The 18,669-nt window shown below is 71.5% G+C and carries 15 protein-coding genes; 14 read left to right on the top strand and 1 reads right to left on the bottom strand.

Translation table 11 applies throughout. The annotated features are described in order from the left end of the window. The first annotated feature begins 97 nt into the window (after positions 1–97). From groL to E4622_RS01070, 9 genes are all read left to right on the top strand, one after another. Complete coding sequence (gene groL / locus E4622_RS01030) at positions 98–1,720, top strand: chaperonin GroEL (RefSeq protein WP_134738244.1); 1,623 nt, start codon at positions 98–100, stop codon at positions 1,718–1,720. Positions 1,721–1,876: 156 nt separating this feature from the next. After that, positions 1,877–2,788, top strand: coding sequence for a GNAT family N-acetyltransferase (locus tag E4622_RS01035; protein ID WP_134738245.1), 912 nt, complete (start codon positions 1,877–1,879; stop codon positions 2,786–2,788). A 78-nt stretch (positions 2,789–2,866) separates the two neighbouring features. After that, on the top strand, positions 2,867–4,369 hold the full coding sequence (guaB, locus tag E4622_RS01040) for an IMP dehydrogenase (RefSeq protein ID WP_245155830.1): 1,503 nt from the start codon (positions 2,867–2,869) through the stop codon (positions 4,367–4,369). A gap of 19 nt (positions 4,370–4,388) precedes the next feature. Next, entirely contained in the window at positions 4,389–5,495 is a 1,107-nt protein-coding gene (locus tag E4622_RS01045; RefSeq protein ID WP_134738247.1) for a GuaB3 family IMP dehydrogenase-related protein, read from the top strand. After that, positions 5,495–5,956, top strand: coding sequence for a ribonuclease HI (gene rnhA, locus E4622_RS01050; protein WP_134738248.1), 462 nt, complete (start codon positions 5,495–5,497; stop codon positions 5,954–5,956). The genes E4622_RS01045 and rnhA overlap by 1 nt, the downstream gene beginning before the upstream one ends. Before the next feature lie 29 nt (positions 5,957–5,985). Next, a complete protein-coding gene (glpD, locus tag E4622_RS01055) occupies positions 5,986–7,725 on the top strand; it encodes a glycerol-3-phosphate dehydrogenase (protein WP_134738249.1) in 1,740 nt (579 codons plus the stop codon). 196 nt (positions 7,726–7,921) lie between these two features. After that, positions 7,922–9,064, top strand: a complete 1,143-nt coding sequence (locus tag E4622_RS01060; RefSeq protein WP_134738250.1) for a phosphotransferase family protein — start codon at positions 7,922–7,924, stop codon at positions 9,062–9,064. Further along, a complete protein-coding gene (locus tag E4622_RS01065) occupies positions 9,057–10,166 on the top strand; it encodes a hypothetical protein (RefSeq protein WP_245155831.1) in 1,110 nt (369 codons plus the stop codon). The genes E4622_RS01060 and E4622_RS01065 overlap by 8 nt, the downstream gene beginning before the upstream one ends. Before the next feature lie 16 nt (positions 10,167–10,182). After that, on the top strand, positions 10,183–11,631 hold the full coding sequence (locus tag E4622_RS01070) for an aldehyde dehydrogenase (RefSeq protein ID WP_134738251.1): 1,449 nt from the start codon (positions 10,183–10,185) through the stop codon (positions 11,629–11,631). 16 nt (positions 11,632–11,647) lie between these two features. Here the strand turns inward: E4622_RS01070 and E4622_RS01075 are convergent, their stop codons facing one another. Beyond that, positions 11,648–12,181, bottom strand: coding sequence for a hypothetical protein (locus E4622_RS01075; RefSeq protein WP_134738252.1), 534 nt, complete (start codon positions 12,179–12,181; stop codon positions 11,648–11,650). A gap of 135 nt (positions 12,182–12,316) precedes the next feature. Here E4622_RS01075 and E4622_RS01080 point away from each other — a divergent pair, with 135 nt between their 5' ends. The 5 genes from E4622_RS01080 (at position 12,317) to guaA (ending at position 18,667) form a co-directional block, all read left to right on the top strand. Beyond that, positions 12,317–13,945: a succinic semialdehyde dehydrogenase gene (locus E4622_RS01080; protein WP_134738253.1), complete on the top strand. Its 1,629-nt coding sequence runs from the start codon at positions 12,317–12,319 to the stop codon at positions 13,943–13,945. Further along, the gene (locus tag E4622_RS01085) at positions 13,942–15,666 is read left to right on the top strand and encodes a GMC family oxidoreductase (RefSeq protein WP_134738254.1); all 1,725 of its coding nucleotides are present in this window, start codon (positions 13,942–13,944) and stop codon (positions 15,664–15,666) included. The genes E4622_RS01080 and E4622_RS01085 overlap by 4 nt, the downstream gene beginning before the upstream one ends. Positions 15,667–15,995: 329 nt before the next feature. Then, entirely contained in the window at positions 15,996–16,370 is a 375-nt protein-coding gene (locus E4622_RS01090) for a PadR family transcriptional regulator (protein ID WP_134738255.1), read from the top strand. After that, positions 16,364–17,074 (top strand): hypothetical protein, encoded by a 711-nt coding sequence (locus tag E4622_RS01095; RefSeq protein WP_134738256.1) that lies wholly within the window; start codon positions 16,364–16,366, stop codon positions 17,072–17,074. Before E4622_RS01090 ends, E4622_RS01095 begins: the two co-directional genes overlap by 7 nt. A 9-nt stretch (positions 17,075–17,083) precedes the next feature. After that, complete coding sequence (gene guaA, locus E4622_RS01100) at positions 17,084–18,667, top strand: glutamine-hydrolyzing GMP synthase (protein ID WP_134738257.1); 1,584 nt, start codon at positions 17,084–17,086, stop codon at positions 18,665–18,667. Positions 18,668–18,669 lie beyond the last annotated feature (2 nt).

Genomic DNA, 18,669 nt, shown 5'->3' on the forward strand with positions numbered 1-18,669 from the left:
TACTGTTTTTCTTTTTGCCTCCTGGGGGGCGGGCGGCGGGGCGCGCGCCCCCCCCCCCCCCCCCCCCCACGACCCGGTCTCTTTGCTTAGGAGAACCATGCCCAAGATCCTGGAGTTCGACGAGAACGCCCGACGCTCCCTGGAGCGCGGTGTCGACGCCCTCGCCAACGCCGTCAAGGTCACGCTCGGCCCCAAGGGCCGCTACGTCGTCCTCGACAAGAAGTGGGGTGCACCCACGATCACCAACGACGGCGTGACCGTCGCCCGTGAGATCGAGCTGGACGACCCGTTCGAGAACCTCGGCGCCCAGCTCACCAAGGAGGTCGCCACCAAGACGAACGACGTCGCCGGTGACGGCACCACCACCGCCACCGTGCTGGCGCAGGCGATGGTCCACGAGGGCCTGCGCGCCGTTGCGGCCGGCGCCAACCCGATGAGCCTCAAGCGCGGCATGGACAAGGCGACCGCTGCGGTCGGCGAGGCCCTGCGCGAGGCCGCCCGCGAGGTCGACTCGGTCGAGGACATGGCCGCCGTGGCCACCATCTCCAGCCGCGACGCCCACATCGGCGACCTGCTCGCGCAGGCCTTCGACAAGGTCGGCAAGGACGGTGTCATCACCGTCGAGGAGTCCAACACCATGGGCACCGAGCTGGACTTCACCGAGGGGATGCAGTTCGACAAGGGCTACATCTCGGCCTACTTCGTCACCGACACCGAGCGCATGGAGGCCGTCCTCGACGACCCCTACATCCTGCTGCACCAGGGCAAGATCTCGGCGATCTCGGAGCTGCTGCCGCTGCTCGAGAAGGTCATCCAGGCCGGCAAGCCGCTGTTCATCCTGGCCGAGGACGTCGACGGCGAGGCGCTGTCGACCCTGGTGGTCAACAAGATCCGCGGCACGTTCAACGCCGTCGCCGTCAAGGCCCCGGCCTTCGGCGACCGCCGCAAGTCGATGATGCAGGACATCGCGACCCTGACCGGCGGTCAGGTCATCGCGCCCGAGGTCGGCCTCAAGCTCGACCAGATCGGCCTGGAGTCGCTCGGCACCGCCCGTCGCGTCGTCATCACCAAGGACGACACCACGATCGTCGACGGTGGCGGCGACGCCGGAGAGGTCGAGGGCCGGGTCAGCCAGATCAAGGCCGAGATCGACAACACCGACTCCGACTGGGACCGCGAGAAGCTCCAGGAGCGTCTCGCCAAGCTCGCCGGCGGCGTGTGCGTGATCAAGGTCGGCGCGCACACCGAGGTCGAGCTCAAGGAGAAGAAGCACCGCATCGAGGACGCCGTCTCCGCGACGCGCGCCGCGATCGAGGAGGGCATCGTCGCCGGCGGCGGCTCGGCCCTCATCCACGCGGTCAAGGTCCTCGAGGGCGACCTCGGCCTGACGGGCGACGAGGCGGCCGGTGTGCGCATCGTCCGCAAGTCGGCCGACGAGCCGCTGCGCTGGATCGCCGAGAACGGCGGCGTCAACGGCTACGTCGTCACGACCAAGGTCCGCGAGCTGGGCGTCGGCAACGGCTACAACGCCGCGACCGACACCTACGGCGACCTCGTCGCCGAGGGCGTCCTGGACCCGGTCAAGGTGACCCGCTCCGCGCTCGTCAACGCCAGCTCGATCGCGGGCATGCTGCTCACGACCGAGACGCTGATCGTCGACAAGCCCGAGGACGACGAGCCCGAGGCCGGCGGCGGCCACGGGCACGGCCACGGCCACTGATCCACGGCACCTGAAGGACCGCTGACCCGTCACCCTCGTGGTGGCGGGTCAGCGTCACCTCCGGCCCTGGTGCTCGCTGCTCGACGATCGGCAGCCGTAGCGCGCCCGAAACAACATGGACCCCGTCCGGCAACCTGCGCGGGGCAGGCTCGTGCCATGTTGTGGAGAGTGCGCGCCACCCTGCCCGAGCGGCCCGGGGCGCTGGCCGCCTTGGCGGCCGAGTGCGGAGCGGCCGGGGTCAACATCCTCGGCGTCCAGGTCTTCCCGGGCATCGAGGCCGTCACGGACGAGCTGGTGCTGAGCACCCCGGACGCGTGGACCGCCGCCGACCTCGCCGAGCTCGTGGGCCGGGCGGGCGCGGAGTCGGTGACCGCGGCGCCGTGCACCGAGGCGGCCCTGACCGACCAGCCCACGCGCTACGTGCAGGCGGCCCGCGCCGTGCTGGAGACGCCGGCGTCGTTCCCCGAGGTCGTCGCCGCCCTCTTCGACGCCGACGTGCTACCCGTGGGCGGCAGCCAGGACGTGATGGAGATGACCGTCGGGGCGGTTCAGGTGCAGATCCGGCGCGACGCCCCGTTCACGGCCACCGAGCACGCCCGGGGCTCCGCGATGGCCGACCTGGTCAACGACGTCCTCAGCCGCGAGCAGCACCATCCCCACCACCCGGCGTTCGCCATGTCCGACAACCGGCGCATGGGCGAGGGCAGCGCGCCGGAGTATCACGTCGAGGGCCGGTCGGCGGTCGCCAGCATCGGGGGCGCCCGGGTCGGGGTGGCCACCCTGCGCGAGGCCGGCCCGGACCTGCCCGGCGTCCTGCCGGTGGACCTGGAGGTCGACCCCGCGTGGCAGCGCCGCGGCATCGGCACCCGGCTGCTGAGCGACGCCGCGCGCCTCGCCAACGGACTCGGCGCCGAGGCGATCCTGCTCACCACCCGCTCGGACAACCAGGCCGTCATGCCGATGGTCATGGCGGCCGGGATGCGGGGCCGGATCCGGATGGCCGGCGACGCGCTGACGGTGCGCATCGCGGTGCGCGACCTGCGCCCCCTGCCGGTCGCCCAGCCGTGACCCAGCCATGACGCAGGCCTCACTGCCGGCCGCGACCCGCGGGCTCCGCTGCGACCGTTCCGCCACTAGACTGCGATGGTGGAACTCCCCGACAAGTTCGCCGCGCTGGGCCTGACCTACGACGACGTCCTCCTGCTGCCGGGTCACTCCGACCTGGCCCCCGACGAGATCGACACGAGCACGCGGCTGACGCGCGAGCTGACGATCAAGGTCCCGCTCATCAGCGCGGCCATGGACACCGTCACCGAGTCGCGCATGGCCATCGCCATGGCGCGCCAGGGCGGTCTCGGCGTGCTGCACCGCAACCTCTCGATCGAGGACCAGGCCTACCAGGTCGACCTCGTCAAGCGCACCCAGACCGGCATCATCTCCAACCCGGTCACCATCGGGCCCGACGCGACGCTGGAGGAGCTCGACGCGATCTGCGGCGAGTACCGCGTCTCGGGGCTGCCCGTGGTCGACACCGACAACCGGCTGCTGGGCATCTGCACCAACCGCGACCTGCGCTTCACGCCGGTCGCCGAGTGGGCCACGACCAAGGTCGACGAGGTGATGACCCCGATGCCCCTGGTCACCGGGGCCGTCGGGATCTCCCGCGAGGAGGCCACGATGCTGCTGCGCAAGCACAAGCGCGAGCGGCTCCCGCTGGTCGACGAGCAGGGCCGGCTCGCCGGGCTCATCACCGTCAAGGACTTCGTGAAGTCCGAGCAGTTCCCCAAGGCGTCCAAGGACGGCGACGGCCGCCTCATGGTGGGCGCGGCGATCGGCTACTTCGGCGACGCCTGGGAGCGGGCGACGACGCTCATCGAGGCCGGCACCGACGTGCTCGTCGCCGACACCGCCCACGGCCACGTCCGGATGCTCCTGGAGATGGTCGAGCGGCTCAAGAAGGACCCCGCGACGCGCCACGTGCAGGTCATCGGCGGCAACGTCGCCACGCGCGAGGGTGCCCAGGCGTTCGTGGACGCCGGGGCCGACGCGGTCAAGGTCGGGGTCGGGCCGGGCTCGATCTGCACCACCCGCGTGGTCACCGGCGTGGGCGTGCCCCAGGTCACCGCCGTCTACGAGGCCTCGCTGGCGGCCAAGCCCGCCGGCGTACCCGTCATCGCCGACGGCGGCATGAAGCACTCGGGTGAGATCGCCAAGGCGCTGGTCGCCGGCGCCGACTCGGTGATGCTCGGCTCGCTCCTGGCCGGTTGCGAGGAGAGCCCCGGCGAGCTCGTCTTCGTCAACGGCAAGCAGTACAAGTCCTACCGCGGGATGGGCTCGCTCGGCGCGATGTCGAGCCGCGGCAAGAAGTCCTACTCCAAGGACCGCTACTTCCAGGCCGAGATCCTCACCGACGACAAGCTCGTGCCCGAGGGCATCGAGGGCCAGGTCGCCTTCCGCGGTCCCCTCGCGGCCGTCGCGCACCAGCTCATCGGCGGGCTCAACCAGTCGATGTTCTACGCCGGCGCCCGCAGCGTCTCGGAGCTGCAGGACAAGGGCCGGTTCGTGCGCATCACGTCGGCCTCGCTCAAGGAGAGCCACCCGCACGACGTGCAGATGACCGTCGAAGCCCCCAACTACTCAGGCCACTGAGTCGGAAGAGACGACCTCCATGACCGAGATCCAGATCGGCCAGGCCAAGCGCGCCCGCCGTGCCTACTCCTTCGACGACATCGCGATCGTCCCCTCGCGCCGTACGCGGGACCCCGAGGAGGTCAGCATCGACTGGCAGATCGACGCCTACCGCTTCGACCTGCCCATCCTCGCGGCCCCGATGGACTCGGTGATGTCGCCGGACACTGCGATCGCGCTGGGCAAGTTCGGGGGGCTGGGGGTGCTCAACCTCGAGGGGCTGTGGACCCGCTACGAGGACCCCACGACGCTCCTCGAGGAGGTCTCGGACCTCCGGGGCATCGACGCCACTGCGCGGATGCAGGAGATCTACACCGAGCCGGTCAAGGCCGAGCTGATCACCCACCGGCTCCGCGAGGTACGCGACGCCGGCGTCACCGTGGCCGGGTCGCTCTCGCCGCAGCGCACCAAGGAGTTCGCCAAGGTCGTCGTCGACGCCGGGGTCGACATGTTCGTCATCCGCGGTACGACGGTCAGCGCCGAGCACGTGTCGTCGCAGGCCGAGCCGCTGAACCTCAAGGAGTTCATCTACGAGCTCGACGTCCCGGTGATCGTCGGCGGGTGCGCCACGCACCAGGCCGCCCTGCACCTGATGCGCACCGGAGCCGCCGGCGTCCTGGTCGGCTTCGGCGGGGGCGCAGCGCACACCACCCGCACCGTGCTCGGGGTGGCCGTGCCCATGGCCTCGGCCGTCGCCGACGTGGCCGCGGCTCGCCGCGACTACCTCGACGAGTCCGGCGGGCGCTACGTCCACGTCATCGCCGACGGGTCCATCGGCAAGTCCGGCGACATCGCCAAGGCGATCGCCTGCGGCGCCGACGCGGTCATGGTCGGCTCGCCGTTCGCGCGCGCCAGCGACGCCCCCGGCCACGGCTTCCACTGGGGCGCAGAGGCCCACCACGCCGACCTGCCGCGCGGGGAGCGCGTGGAGTTCGAGCGGGTCGGCACCCTCGAGGAGATCCTCTTCGGCCCCTCCCGCGTGGCCGACGGCACCATGAACCTCATCGGCGCGCTCAAGCGGGCCATGGCCACGACGGGCTACACCGACCTCAAGGAGTTCCAGCGCGTCGAGGTCGTCGTCGAGTAGTGGGCACCCACCCGGTCGTCATCCACACCGACGGCGCCTGCATCCCCAACCCCGGGCCCGGTGGCTGGGGGGCGCTGCTCCAGCAGGGCAGCCACGAGCTCGAGCTGTGCGGCGGCGAGGCCGCCGAGACCACCAACAACCGCATGGAGCTGATGGCGCCGATCCGGGCGCTGGAGGCGCTCAAGCGGCGCTCGGTGGTGCAGATCCACACCGACAGCACCTACGTGCGCAACGGGATCACCAAGTGGGTCGTCGGGTGGACCGGCAACGGCTGGCGGACCTCCGCCAAGCAGCCGGTCAAGAACGTCGACCTCTGGCAGCGCCTGGTCGCCGCCTGCGCCGAGCACGACGTGGAGTGGCACTGGATCAAGGGCCACGCCGGCCACGAGGGCAACGAGCGGGCCGACCGGCTGGCCGCCAAGGGCCTCACCGAGGCCGTCGCGGCCGCCCGCGGGGCCTGATCCCTGGGGTCGCTTGCGACACTGGAGGCATGAGCCTGCCTCTTGTGCCGCCGTCCGCGCTCGGCCCGGAGGCACGCGACCGGTCGCTGGCCGCGATGACCGGCCGGTCGGGCGAGCTGGAGCTCGATGTCCTGGTCGTCGGCGGCGGCGTGGTCGGCGCGGGCACCGCCCTGGACGCGGTCACCCGCGGCCTCAGCACCGGCCTGGTCGAGCAGCGCGACCTCGCCAGCGGGACCAGCAGCCGCAGCAGCAAGCTGATCCACGGCGGCCTGCGCTACCTCGAGATGCTGGACTTCGGGCTGGTCCGCGAGGCGCTGCAGGAGCGCGGCCTGCTCCTCACCCGGCTCGCGCCCCACCTGGTGCGGCCGGTGTCGTTCCTCTACCCGCTGACCCACCGCGGCTGGGAGCGGCCCTACGTCGGTGCCGGCCTGGCGCTCTACGACGGCATGGCGATGCTCGGGAAGTCCGAGATGGGCGTGCCGCGCCACCGTCACCTGTTCCGCCGGCAGGTCGCCCGGATCGCGCCCGACTTCAAGTCCGACGCGCTGGCCGGCGCGATCCAGTACTACGACTGCCAGGTCGACGACGCCCGCCTGGTGCTGGCGCTGGCCCGCACCGCCGCCGGCCACGGCGCGCACGTCGCCACGCGGGTGCAGGTGACCGGCTTCCTGCGCGAGGCCGAGCGGGTCGTCGGCGTACGCGCGCGGGACCTGGAGTCGGGGGAGGACCTCGAGATCCGGGCCCGGGTCGTGGTCAACGCCGCCGGGGTGTGGACCGACGAGATCCAGGAGATGGTCGGCGGGCGCGGGGCGCTGCACGTCCAGGCCAGCAAGGGCGTGCACATCGTGGTGCCGCGCGACCGGATCCGCTCGGAGGCCGGCTTCATCGTCCGCACCGAGAAGTCGGTGCTCTTCGTCATCCCGTGGGGCCGGCACTGGATCATCGGCACCACCGACACCGCCTGGGACCTCGACAAGGCGCACCCCGCCGCCAGCCGGGCCGACATCGACTACATCCTCGACCACGTCAACGCGATCCTGCGCGAGCCGCTCGACCACGACGACGTCGTCGGCGTGTGGGCCGGCCTCCGGCCGCTGCTGTCGGGCGAGTCCGAGCCGACCTCGAAGATCTCGCGCGAGCACACGGTGGTCACCCCGGTGCCCGGCCTGGTGATGATCGCCGGCGGCAAGCTCACGACGTACCGGGTCATGGCCAAGGACGCCATCGACGCCGCGGCCCACTCCCTGCGCACCACCGCCAACCTCACGATCCGCGACTCGATCACCGACCGGGTGCCGCTGCTGGGCGCCGACGGCTTCGAGACGCGCTCCAACCAGCGGGTGCTGCTCGCCCGCCGCTCCGGGCTCCACGTCGCCCGCATCGACCACCTCCTCGGCCGCTACGGCGGCCAGGTCGACGACCTGCTCGCCCTCGTCGCCGAGCAGCCGGAGCTGGGGGAGCCACTCACCGGCGCCGAGGACTACCTCGCCGCCGAGGTGGTCCACTCCGTCACCCACGAGGCCGCCCGCCACCTCGACGACGTCCTCACCCGCCGCACCCGGATCTCGATCGAGACCTTCGACCGCGGCGTCGCCGCGGCCGGGCCCACCGCCGCCCTGATGGCCGGCCTGCTGGGCTGGGACGACGCCCGCACCGCCGACGAGGTCGACCACTACCTGCGCCGCGTCGAGGCCGAGCGCCGCAGCCAGTCCATGCTCACCGACCAGGAGGCCGACGAGGCGCGCGTCGCCGCCGCCGACATCGTCTGAGCAGGTTTTTCAGCATCTGCTGTTGTTCCGTCGCTTCTGGGCCGAAGTTACGCCCAGAAGCGACGGCTTTTCAGCAGATGCTGAAAAACCTGCTGCTCGCCGACACCACGGGTCCCCGTTGACAACTAGAACACGTTCCACCCATGCTGACACCTGTCAATTGCGACTCACGTCACAGGAGAGCAGGAGATCCACAGTGACCCAGGCGCCTCCGCCCGCGGACCTGAAGATGCAGCGCACGAGCAGGGACGCCACCACGGTGCCGCGGCTCCTGGGCGACTGGCTGGCCACCCTCCTGCCGCCCGGTGCGAAGCCGAGCGTGGTCCTCCACTCGGGGATCGACGCCAACGGCATGTCGTCGGAGACGATCCTGCTCGACGTCACGTGGACCGAGGACGGCGCCACGCAGGTCGGGCGCTACGTCGCCCGCGTCGAGCCGGCCGCGGCGGACTTCCCGGTCTTCCCGACCTACGAGCTCCAGGACCAGTACGACGCCATGCGCATCGTCGGGGAGCGGACCGACGTGCCGGTGCCGGCCGTGCGCTGGATGGAGCCGACCGGGGACGTGCTCGGCACGCCGTTCTTCCTGATGGACCGCGTCGACGGGCTGATCCCCCAGGACGTGCTGCCCTACAACTTCGGGGACAACTGGCTGCACGACGCCAGCCCGGAGGACCAGCGCCGGCTGCAGGACAACACCGTCGGGGTGCTGGCGGGGCTGCACGCCATCCCCGACGCGCAGCAGGCCTTCGGCTTCCTCGACCCCGCCCGCCACGGCCACGAGGGAGCGTCCCTGGTCGAGCGCAACCTCGCGCGCACGGTGGCGTGGTACGAGTTCGCCAAGGCCGACATCGGGCCGAGCCCGATGGTCGAGCGGGCGCTGAGCTGGCTGCGCGCGAACCTGCCCGACGCCACCGACGAGGACGCCGTCCTGTGCTGGGGCGACGCGCGGATCGGCAACACGATCTACGAGGACTTCGCCCCGGTCGCGGTGCTCGACTGGGAGATGGCGGCCATCGGTCCGCGCCAGCTCGACCTGTCCTGGATGGTCTTCGCCCACCAGGTCTTCGAGACGATCACCGGGATGCTCGAGCTGCCCGGGATGCCGCACTTCCTCCGCGAGGAGGACGTCGTGACGACGTACGAGCGGATCACGGGGGAGCGCGTCGGCGACCTGACCTGGTACCACGTCTACAACGGGCTCCAGTGGTGCATCGTCTTCATGCGCACCGGTGCGCGGCAGATCCACTTCGGCGAGATCGAGCGCCCCGACGACATCGAGTCGCTCTTCCACTGCAAGCCGCTCGTGGAGCGCATCCTGGACGAGGCGGGTGCCTGACGTGGTCAGCCACCTCGACGAGTACCCGATCCACCAGGTCCCGCTGCCGGCCACCTGGGCCGGGACCAGCGACCGCAACTTCTACGACCGCTGCTACTTCAACGCCCACGACCGGACCGGCGACATCTTCCTCATCACCGGCGCGGGCTACTACCCGAACCTCGGCACCAAGGACGCCTTCGTCCTGGTCCGCCGCGGCGACGAGCAGACGGCCGTCCACCTGGGCGACGCGATCGACGACGACCGCCTCCACCAACGCATCGGTGCCTACCGGATCGAGGTGGTCGAGCCGCTGCGCAAGCTGCGGCTGGTCCTCGAGGAGACCGAGGGCATCGCCATGGACCTGACCTGGGAGGGCTCCTTCGACGTCCTCCAGGAGCAGCCGCACGTCATGCGTGCCGGCAGCCGGGTCACCCTGGACGCCCAGCGGTTCGCGCAGGTCGGGACCTGGGAGGGGTCGATCTCGATCGATGGCGAGGACATCGCCGTGGACGCGAACCGCTGGGTCGGCACCCGCGACCGGTCGTGGGGCATCCGGCCGGTGGGGGAGGCCGAGCCCGCGGGGAAGCCCGCCGACCCGCCGTTCGAGGGGATGTGGTGGACCTACGTCCCGATGCGGTTCGACGACTTCGCGATCGTGCTGATCATGCAGGAGGAGCCCGACGGCCACCGCGTCTTCAACGACTGCTCCCGGGTATGGAAGGACGGGCGCGTCGAGCAGCTCGGGTGGCCCCACGTCACGGTGCGCTACGCACCCGGCACCCGGATCCCCACCGGCGCGAGCATCCGCTGCACCACCCCCGACGGCAAGCCGCTCGACCTCGAGGTCGAGTCCAAGCTGGCGGTCCCGCTGCACGTCGGCGGCGGCTACGGCGGCGACTCCGACTGGAGCCACGGCGTCTGGAAGGGCCCCGAGTTCACCGAGCGACGCACCTACGACCACACCTCGGCCGAGGTCGCGGGCCGGGTGATGTTCGGCGTCATCGACCACGTCGGCCGCGCCACCTGTGACGGCGCCGAGGGCTGGGGCCTGTTCGAGCACGGCGCCATCGGCCGGCACGACCCCAGCGGCTTCGCCGACTTCTTCACGCTCGCCCCCTGACCCGAGGAGACCACCCATGACCACCCTGGACCGCGACGCGTTCTACATCGACGGCGGCTGGGCCGCCCCCACCGGCGACGGCCGGCTCGAGGTCGTCTCGCCCCACACCGAGCAGGTCGTGGCCACGGTGCCGGAGGGGAGCATCGGCGACATCGACGCCGCGGTCGCGGCCGCTCGTCGCGCCTTCGACGAGGGTCCGTGGCCGCGGATGTCGCCGGCCGAGCGCATCGCGGTGCTCGAGGCGTTCTCCGGTCTGTACGCCGCCAAGCTGACCGAGATGGCCGAGCTGATCACGATCGAGATGGGCTCGCCGACGTCGTTCTCCAACCTCGCGCAGTCACCCGCGCCGTGGATGCAGATCGAGGCGTTCCTGGCGATCGCCCGCGAGTTCCCGTGGGAGGAGACCCGGCCGGGAGCGCTGGGGATGCCGGTCATGGTGCGCCACGAGCCGGTCGGCGTGGTCGCGGCCATCCCGCCGTGGAACGTCCCGCAGTTCACGATCATGTCCAAGGTGGTCCCCGCGCTGCTCGCCGGCTGCACCGTCGTCGTCAAGCCCGCTCCCGAGACGCCGCTGGACACCTACCTCATGGCCGAGCTGCTCCAGGAGGCCGGAGTGCCGGCCGGCGTGGTCAACATCGTCGCCGCGGGCCGCGAGGTCGGCGAGCACCTCGTCGCGCACCCGGGCATCGACAAGGTCGCCTTCACCGGCTCGACCGCCGCCGGACGACGCATCGGTGCCATCTGCGGAGAGCAGCTCAAGCGGGTGAGCCTGGAGCTGGGCGGCAAGTCGGCAGCGATCGTGCTGGACGACGCCGACCTCGCCAAGACCGTCGAGGGGCTGAAGTTCACCGCGCTCATGAACTCCGGGCAGGCCTGCGTGGCCCAGACCCGCATCCTCGCCAGCCGCGCCAACTACGCCACCGTCGTCGACGCCCTCGCCGAGGCCGTGGGCGGCATGCAGGTCGGCGACCCGGCCGACCCCGCCACCGAGATCGGCCCGATGGTCGCCCAGCGCCAGCAGGAGCGCGTGGAGAAGTACATCGCGCTCGGCCAGGAGGAGGGCGCCCGCCTCGTGGTGGGCGGCAACGGCATGCCCGACGGGCTCGACCGCGGCTGGTACGTCCGTCCGACCGTCTTCGCGGACGTCGACAACTCGATGCGCATCGCCCAGGAGGAGATCTTCGGCCCGGTGCTCTCGGTGATCCCCTTCGACGACGTGGACGACGCCGTGCGGATCGCCAACGAGTCCGACTACGGGCTGGCCGGCACCGTGTGGACCTCCGACCAGGCCGCCGGCCTCGATGTCGCCCGCCGCGTGCGCGCCGGCACCTACGGCGTCAACACCTATACGATGGACTTCGCGGCGCCCTTCGGCGGCTTCAAGGCCTCCGGTGTCGGGCGCGAGTTCGGCCCCGAGGGCCTGGCCCAGTACACCGAGCTGAAGTCCGTCTACCTCGAGTCCTGACCGACCATCCCGACGGTCACAGCTCCTGGATCGCGCCGGCGCGCGGAGCGGGGAGCCGGAGCCGCTCGCGCAGGTACGACGTGCCGCCGGCGCGCTCGAGGCTCGCCTGCGTCCGGTCGACGGTGCGAGCAGTCGGGAAGGCGTGCAGGACGAAGAGGGCCAGCGAGACCGCGGCGCCGACGAGGTAGGTGACGTAGGAGCCCTCGGAGACGAGGAAGGCCAGCGCCACCGAGGCCAGGGCGACCGACTCCGACAGCGCGGCGCGCAGCATCGTCCCGGCGCTCAGGGCGCCGGCCGAGGTGCGGCCCGCCACGTCCGGCGGGGTGCCGGGTGCGATCGCCGGCGTGCGGTAGCCGACCAGCGTGATGAGCAGGTGCAGCGCGACGCCGGCCGCGACCAGCGCCCCGACCACCCACAGCTGCGGGGCGTCCAGGAGGCCCTCGCCGGGCTGCGGGTCGGAGCCCGGGGCGAGCACGAAGTAGAGGGCCAACGCCATGAAGAGCAGGAACGTCATCATCGCGCCGACGGTGAGACGCAGGGAGATCAGCATGGCCGGGAACCTACCCAGGACGGCCTGCCTCACACCCGTAGCAGACCGCCGTTGACATCCAGCAGTCCTGTGTAAAGTCCCACAATCATTACCAGACAGTAGGCAGGAGAGATGCCGCTCACATACTCTCGGTACATGAGCGCCTCTGACCCCACTCCTGCCGGCGGGGTCAACCCGCTCGCCGAGGGACCCGCGGACCCCGAGCACGACCCGACCGCCGCCTACGCCCTCGAGCGGGGGTACGTCGAGTCGCTCACCGCTCGCCTCGTCGCGACGTCCGGGCAGTCCGTCCAGGTGTTCTCGCCGCTCAACGGCGCGCCGCTCGCCCACGTCCCCCAGTCCTCCGAGGCCGACGTGACCGAGGCGTTCGCCAGGGCCCGCCGCGCCCAGCGGGCGTGGGCGCAGACCCCGCTCGACCACCGAGCCGCGCTGCTGCTGCGCCTGCACGACCTCGTCCTGGACCGCCAGGAGGAGATCATCGACCTGATCGTGTGGGAGTCCGGCAAGGCTCGCAAGCACGCGTTCGACGAGCCGCTCCACATCGCGCTGACCGCGCGCTACTACGGCCGCACCGCCCACCAGCACCTCGACACCAAGCGCAAGCTCGGCGTCGTCCCGGGGCTCACCCGCGTCGAGGTCAACCAGGTCCCCAAGGGTGTCGTCGGCATCATCTCGCCGTGGAACTACCCCTTCACGATGGCGCTCTGCGACGGCCTGCCCGCGCTCCTGGCCGGCAACGCCGTGGTCGCCAAGCCCGACGCCCAGACGATGCTCTCCGCGCTGCTCGCCGCGCAGCTGCTCGAGGAGGCCGGCTTCCCGAAGGACCTCTGGCAGGTCGTCGCCGGCCCCGGCTCCGAGGTCGGCCCGCAGATCATCGGCCGCGCCGACTACATCTGCTTCACCGGCTCGACCGCCACCGGCAAGCTCGTGGCCCGCGGCTGCGCGGACCGCCTGATCGGCGCCTCCCTCGAGCTCGGCGGCAAGAACCCCCTCCTGGTCCTGCGCGACGCCGACCTCGAGAAGGCCGCCGAGGGCGCGGTGCGCGCCAGCTTCTCCAACGCCGGCCAGCTGTGCGTGTCGATGGAGCGGCTGTTCGTCGCCGACCAGGTCTACGACCGGTTCGTGGAGCGCTTCGTCGCCCGCACCGAGGCGATGACCCTCGGTGCCACCCTCGACTGGGGCAACGACATGGGCTCGCTCATCTCCGAGGCCCAGCTGCGCACCGTCACCGCCCACGTCGACGACGCGGTCGCCAAGGGTGCGCGGGTGCTGGCCGGCGGCCGGGCCCGCCCGGACCTCGGCCCCTACTTCTACGAGCCCACGATCCTCGAGGGCGTCACCCCCGACATGACCTGCTTCGGCAACGAGACCTTCGGCCCGGTGGTCTCGCTCTACCGCTTCCACGACGAGGCCGACGCCGTCTCGCGCGCCAACGAGGGCGACTACGGCCTCAACGGCTCGATCTACAGCCAGGACGGCGCCCGCGCCCGCGCGATCGCGCGCCACATCAAGTGTGGCACGGTCAACATCAACGAGGCCTTCGGGGCGACGTTCGCCAGCGTGGACTCGCCGATGGGCGGCATGCGTCAGTCCGGCATGGGCCGGCGCCAGGGGAGCGAGGGGGTCCTGCGCTACACCGAGTCGCAGTCGGTCGCCACGCAGCGACTCATCCGCTTCGCTCCGATGCTCGGCATGTCCGACGAGGCCTACGGCAAGATGATGACGGCCAACCTGCGCCTGATGAAGAAGCTCGGTCGGGCATGACCGACCAGGGCTACGACTACGACGTCCTGGTCATCGGGTCGGGCTTCGGCGGCTCGGTCACCGCCCTGCGGCTGACCGAGAAGGGCTATAAGGTCGGTGTCATCGAGGCCGGCCCCCGGTTCCGCGACGAGGACTTCTCCTCGGGCACGCTCGACGTCAAGAGCTACCTGTGGGCGCCAGCGCTGGGCATGTACGGCATCCAGCGCATCGACGCGCTGCGCGACACCCTGATCGTCGCGGGCGCGGGGGTCGGCGGCGGGTCGCTGGTCTACGCCAACACCCTCTACGAGCCGCTCCACCAGTTCTACGCCGACCCGCAGTGGGCCGGCATCACCGACTGGAAGGACGAGCTGGCGCCGTACTACGACCAGGCCAAGCGGATGCTGGGCGTGGTCGACAACCCGGTGCACACGCCGGCCGACGAGGTCATGAAGCAGGTCGCGGGCGACATGGGCGTGGCCGACACCTTCCACCCGACCCCCGTCGGCGTGTTCTTCGGCGGGCCCGGGCAGGAGCCGGGCGCGGCCGTGCCCGACCCGTTCTTCGGCGGCGAGGGCCCGACGCGCAACGCCTGCCTCAACTGCGGCGAGTGCATGTCCGGGTGTCGCCACAACGCCAAGAACACCCTGGTCAAGAACTACCTCTACCTCGCCGAGAAGCGCGGTGCGAAGGTCCTGCCCCTCACCACGGTCACCCGGCTGCGGCCCCGCGACGCCGGCGGCTACGAGGTCACGGTCAAGTTCACCAAGGCCCGTCGCGCCACCAAGCGCACGACGCGGGTGCTCACCGCCGAGCACGTCGTGCTGGCGGCGGCGTCGCTGGGCACCCAGAAGCTGCTGCACCGGATGAAGGACGAGGGCCACCTGCCCGAGCTCTCCGACCGGCTCGGCTACCTCTCGCGCACCAACTCCGAGTCGGTGCTCGGCGCCATCGCGCCCAAGGGCCACACGACCGACTACACCCACGGGGTCGCGATCACCAGCAGCTTCCACCCCGACGAGCACACCCACGTGGAGCCGGTGCGCTACGGCAAGGGCTTCAACACCATGGCGCTCCTGCAGACCGTGCTCACCGACGGGGACGCGCCCGGCCCGCGCTGGCGCACCTGGCTCAAGGAGCTGTGGGTCCAGAAGTCCCAGGTCCGTCAGTTCTACGACTTCAAGCACTGGTCCGAGCGCACCGTCATCGCGCTGGTGATGCAGAGCCTCGACAACTCCATCACCACCTACGGCAAGCGCAACCGGGTCACCGGCCACTGGCGCATGACCTCGCGCCAGGGTCACGGTGCCCCCAACCCGACCTGGATCCCGGCCGCCAACGAGGCCGTACGTCGCATCGCCGGCGTCCTGGGCGGCACGCCCGGCGGCAACATCGGCGAGCCGTTCAACATGCCGCTGACGGCCCACTTCATCGGCGGCTGCGCCATCGGCACCAGCCCTGACAACGGCGTGGTCGACCCCTACCAGCGCGTCTTCAACTACCCCGGCCTGCACATCGCCGACGGGTCCGCGATCTCGGCCAACCTGGGGGTCAACCCCTCGCTCACCATCACCGCGCAGGCCGAGCGCGCCATGGCCCTGTGGCCCAACAAGGGCGAGGCAGACCCCCGCCCCGAGCTGGGCGCCGACTACGAGCGGCTCGCGCCCGTGCCGCCGGTGGCCCCCGCCGTCCCCGAGAGCGCCCCGGGGGCCCTGCGGCTCCCGATCGTCCAGGTCACCTGAGCGAGCGGTCCCTGCCGCCTTCCGTCCGCAGGGACCGTAACCGCGCTCCGCACCCCTCGTTGGAGCAGTGGAACCGCGCCGCGATGCTCCCTGGCGCCGGTCGGTTCCGCTGGTCCAGGCGCTGCTCCCAGTGACGTGGACCACCAGGGCCCGGCCACCCTCCCTCCCCGGCCGGGCCCTGGTGCGTTGTGCCAGCCGGCGCGGCGGAGCCGCGCCGGCTCCGGCGAAACGGGTCGAGTAGGCGCGGTGCGCGGAGCGCAGGGACGCGGCCCGAACGCGTACCGAGACAGAAGTCCCACTACCTTGCATTGCAAGGTAACGTGTTCTGCATGGTGTCAACGCCCGCACCCGCGGCTCGCGAGTCCCGGCTGATGCACGGAGTGCTGGAGATGTGTGTGCTCGCCGTGCTCGAGGATTCCCCGCTGCACGCCTACGGGATCGTCCAGCGCCTGCGCGACCACGGTTTCGTCAACGCCAGCTACGGGAGCATCTACCCGCTGGTGACCCGGCTCCGCAAGAGCGGCCAGCTGGACCAGCGGCTGGAGCCGGGCAGCTCCGGCCCGGCCCGCAACGTCCTGGCGATCAACGCCGCGGGGCGAGCAGCCCTCGCGACGTGGATGGAGCAGTGGGTTCAGACGACCGAGGTCGTCGGCGCCGTCGTGGCGTCGCGACGAGACCAGGAAGCGGTGAGCAGGACATGCTGACGAACGACCAGGTGCTCGACCCCCGGCTCTCGGCCTGGGTGGACGTCGTGGACTACTACTGGCAGCGCGCGACCGTCCCTCGCGGAGACCGCGAGCGACTCCGGGTCGCGCTCGAGCACGACCTCGCCTCGTCGGTGGCCGAGGGCGCCTCGGTCGAGGAGCTGGTCGCGGCCGACCCCGCCGCCTTCGCCTCCGAGGTCGCCGGTGCCGATGGCATCGAGCCGCGCGAGCTGCTCCTGCCCGACCCGCCGCTGACCGACGCGGGTCTGCTGGGCACGGTGCTCACCGGTGCGGCAGCGGGTGCGGCCACCTCGCTGGCGACGGTCTACCCGATCGGCTTCGACCTGATGGACCAGAGCTCGTTGACGTACGACCAGGAGGGCTGGGCCGCCGTCGGCATGCACGGCGTGGCAGCTCTCGTCTGCCTCGCCGCCGCGCTGGCGTCGGTGTGGTGGCGCTACCGGTTCCGGGGGCGGGTGCGCCGCACCCTCCTGCTGACGGGGGGCCTGCTCGTGGTCGGCGGACTGGTCAGCATCGCGCCCGCGATGCTGCTCGCGAGCGCGACCGGCTACAGCAGCGCCGCGCCCGTGGTGCTCGCGGAGGTCGGCATCGTGGTCGGTCTCTGCTCGCTCGGGGTCCTCGCCGCCCGGCGCCTGGTCTCGGCGTCGCAGCCACCGGGCAAGGACGACCGCCCCCCTCGATAGGCTTCGCCCATGACGCAGCCCGCGGAGCACGATCTGGTTCTGGTGGTCGACTTCGGGGCGCAGTACGCGCAGCTGATCGCGCGGCGGGTGCGCGAGGCTCGGGTCTACTCCGAGATCGTGCCGCACCACATGCCGGTCTCCGAGATGCTGGCCCGCAACCCCAAGGCGATCATCCTGTCCGGCGGGCCCGCGTCGGTCTACACGCCGGGCGCGCCGCAGCTGGACCCCGCGCTGGTCGACGGTCGGGTGCCCGTGTTCGGCATCTGCTACGGCTTCATGGCCATGGCGCAGGCGCTCGGCGGCACGGTCTCCCACACCGGCCAGCGCGAGTACGGCCGCACCGAGGTCGAGGTCCTCGAGGCGGGCACCCTGCTGGCGGCGGTGCCGCCCACGCTCACCTCCTGGATGTCGCACGGCGACGAGGTCGTGGCGGCGCCCGACGGCTTCACGGTCAACGCCCGGTCCCCGCGGGCCACGGTGGCGGCGTTCGAGCACGTCGAGCGGCAGCTCGCGGGCGTGCAGTGGCACCCCGAGGTCATGCACAGCGAGCACGGCCAGGCCGTGCTCGAGCACTTCCTGATCGACATCGCCGGCTGCCGCCCCACCTGGACGATGGTCAACATCGTCGAGGAGCAGATCGAGACGATCCGCGCCCAGATCGGCGACCGTGGCCAGGCGATCTGCGGCCTCTCCGGCGGCGTCGACTCCGCGGTGGCCGCCGCGATCGTGCAGCGCGCGATCGGCGACCGCCTCACCTGCGTCTACGTCGACCACGGGCTGATGCGCAAGGGCGAGACCGGGCAGGTCGAGCGCGACTTCGTGGCCGCGACCGGCGTGGACCTCAAGGTCGTCGACGCCGAAAAGCAGTTCCTCGACGCGCTCGCCGGGGTCACCGACCCCGAGGACAAGCGCAAGGTCATCGGCCGCGAGTTCATCCGGGTCTTCGAGGCCGCCGAGGCCGAGATCCTCGCCGACGCGGTGTCGGGTGACGACGGCGACAAGGTCGCGTTCCTCGTGCAGGGCACGCTCTACCCGGACGTGGTCGAGTCCGGTGGGGGAGCGGGGGCGTCGAACATCAAGTCCCACCACAACGTCGGCGGCCTGCCCGACGACCTGGAGTTCGAGCTGGTGGAGCCGCTGCGCACGCTGTTCAAGGACGAGGTGCGACTCATGGGCGAGCAGCTCGGCCTGCCCGCCGAGATCGTGCACCGCCAGCCCTTCCCCGGCCCCGGCCTCGGCATCCGCATCATCGGAGAGGTGACGCGCGAGCGCCTGGACCTCCTGCGCGAGGCCGACGCCATCGCCCGCGAGGAGCTGACCCGCGCCGGCCTCGACCGCGACATCTGGCAGATGCCGGTCGTGCTGCTCGCCGACGTCCGCTCCGTCGGCGTCCAGGGCGACGGACGCACCTACGGCCACCCGGTCGTGCTGCGTCCGGTGACCTCCGAGGACGCGATGACCGCCGACTGGGCCCGCCTGCCCTACGACGTCATGGAGCGCATCTCGACCCGGATCACCAACGAGGTGGCCGAGATCAACCGCGTCACCATCGACATCACCTCCAAGCCACCCGGCACGATCGAGTGGGAGTGACC

Origin of the sequence: Nocardioides sp. 503 (assembly GCF_004522095.1) — a bacterium.
Classification (GTDB): domain Bacteria; phylum Actinomycetota; class Actinomycetes; order Propionibacteriales; family Nocardioidaceae; genus Nocardioides.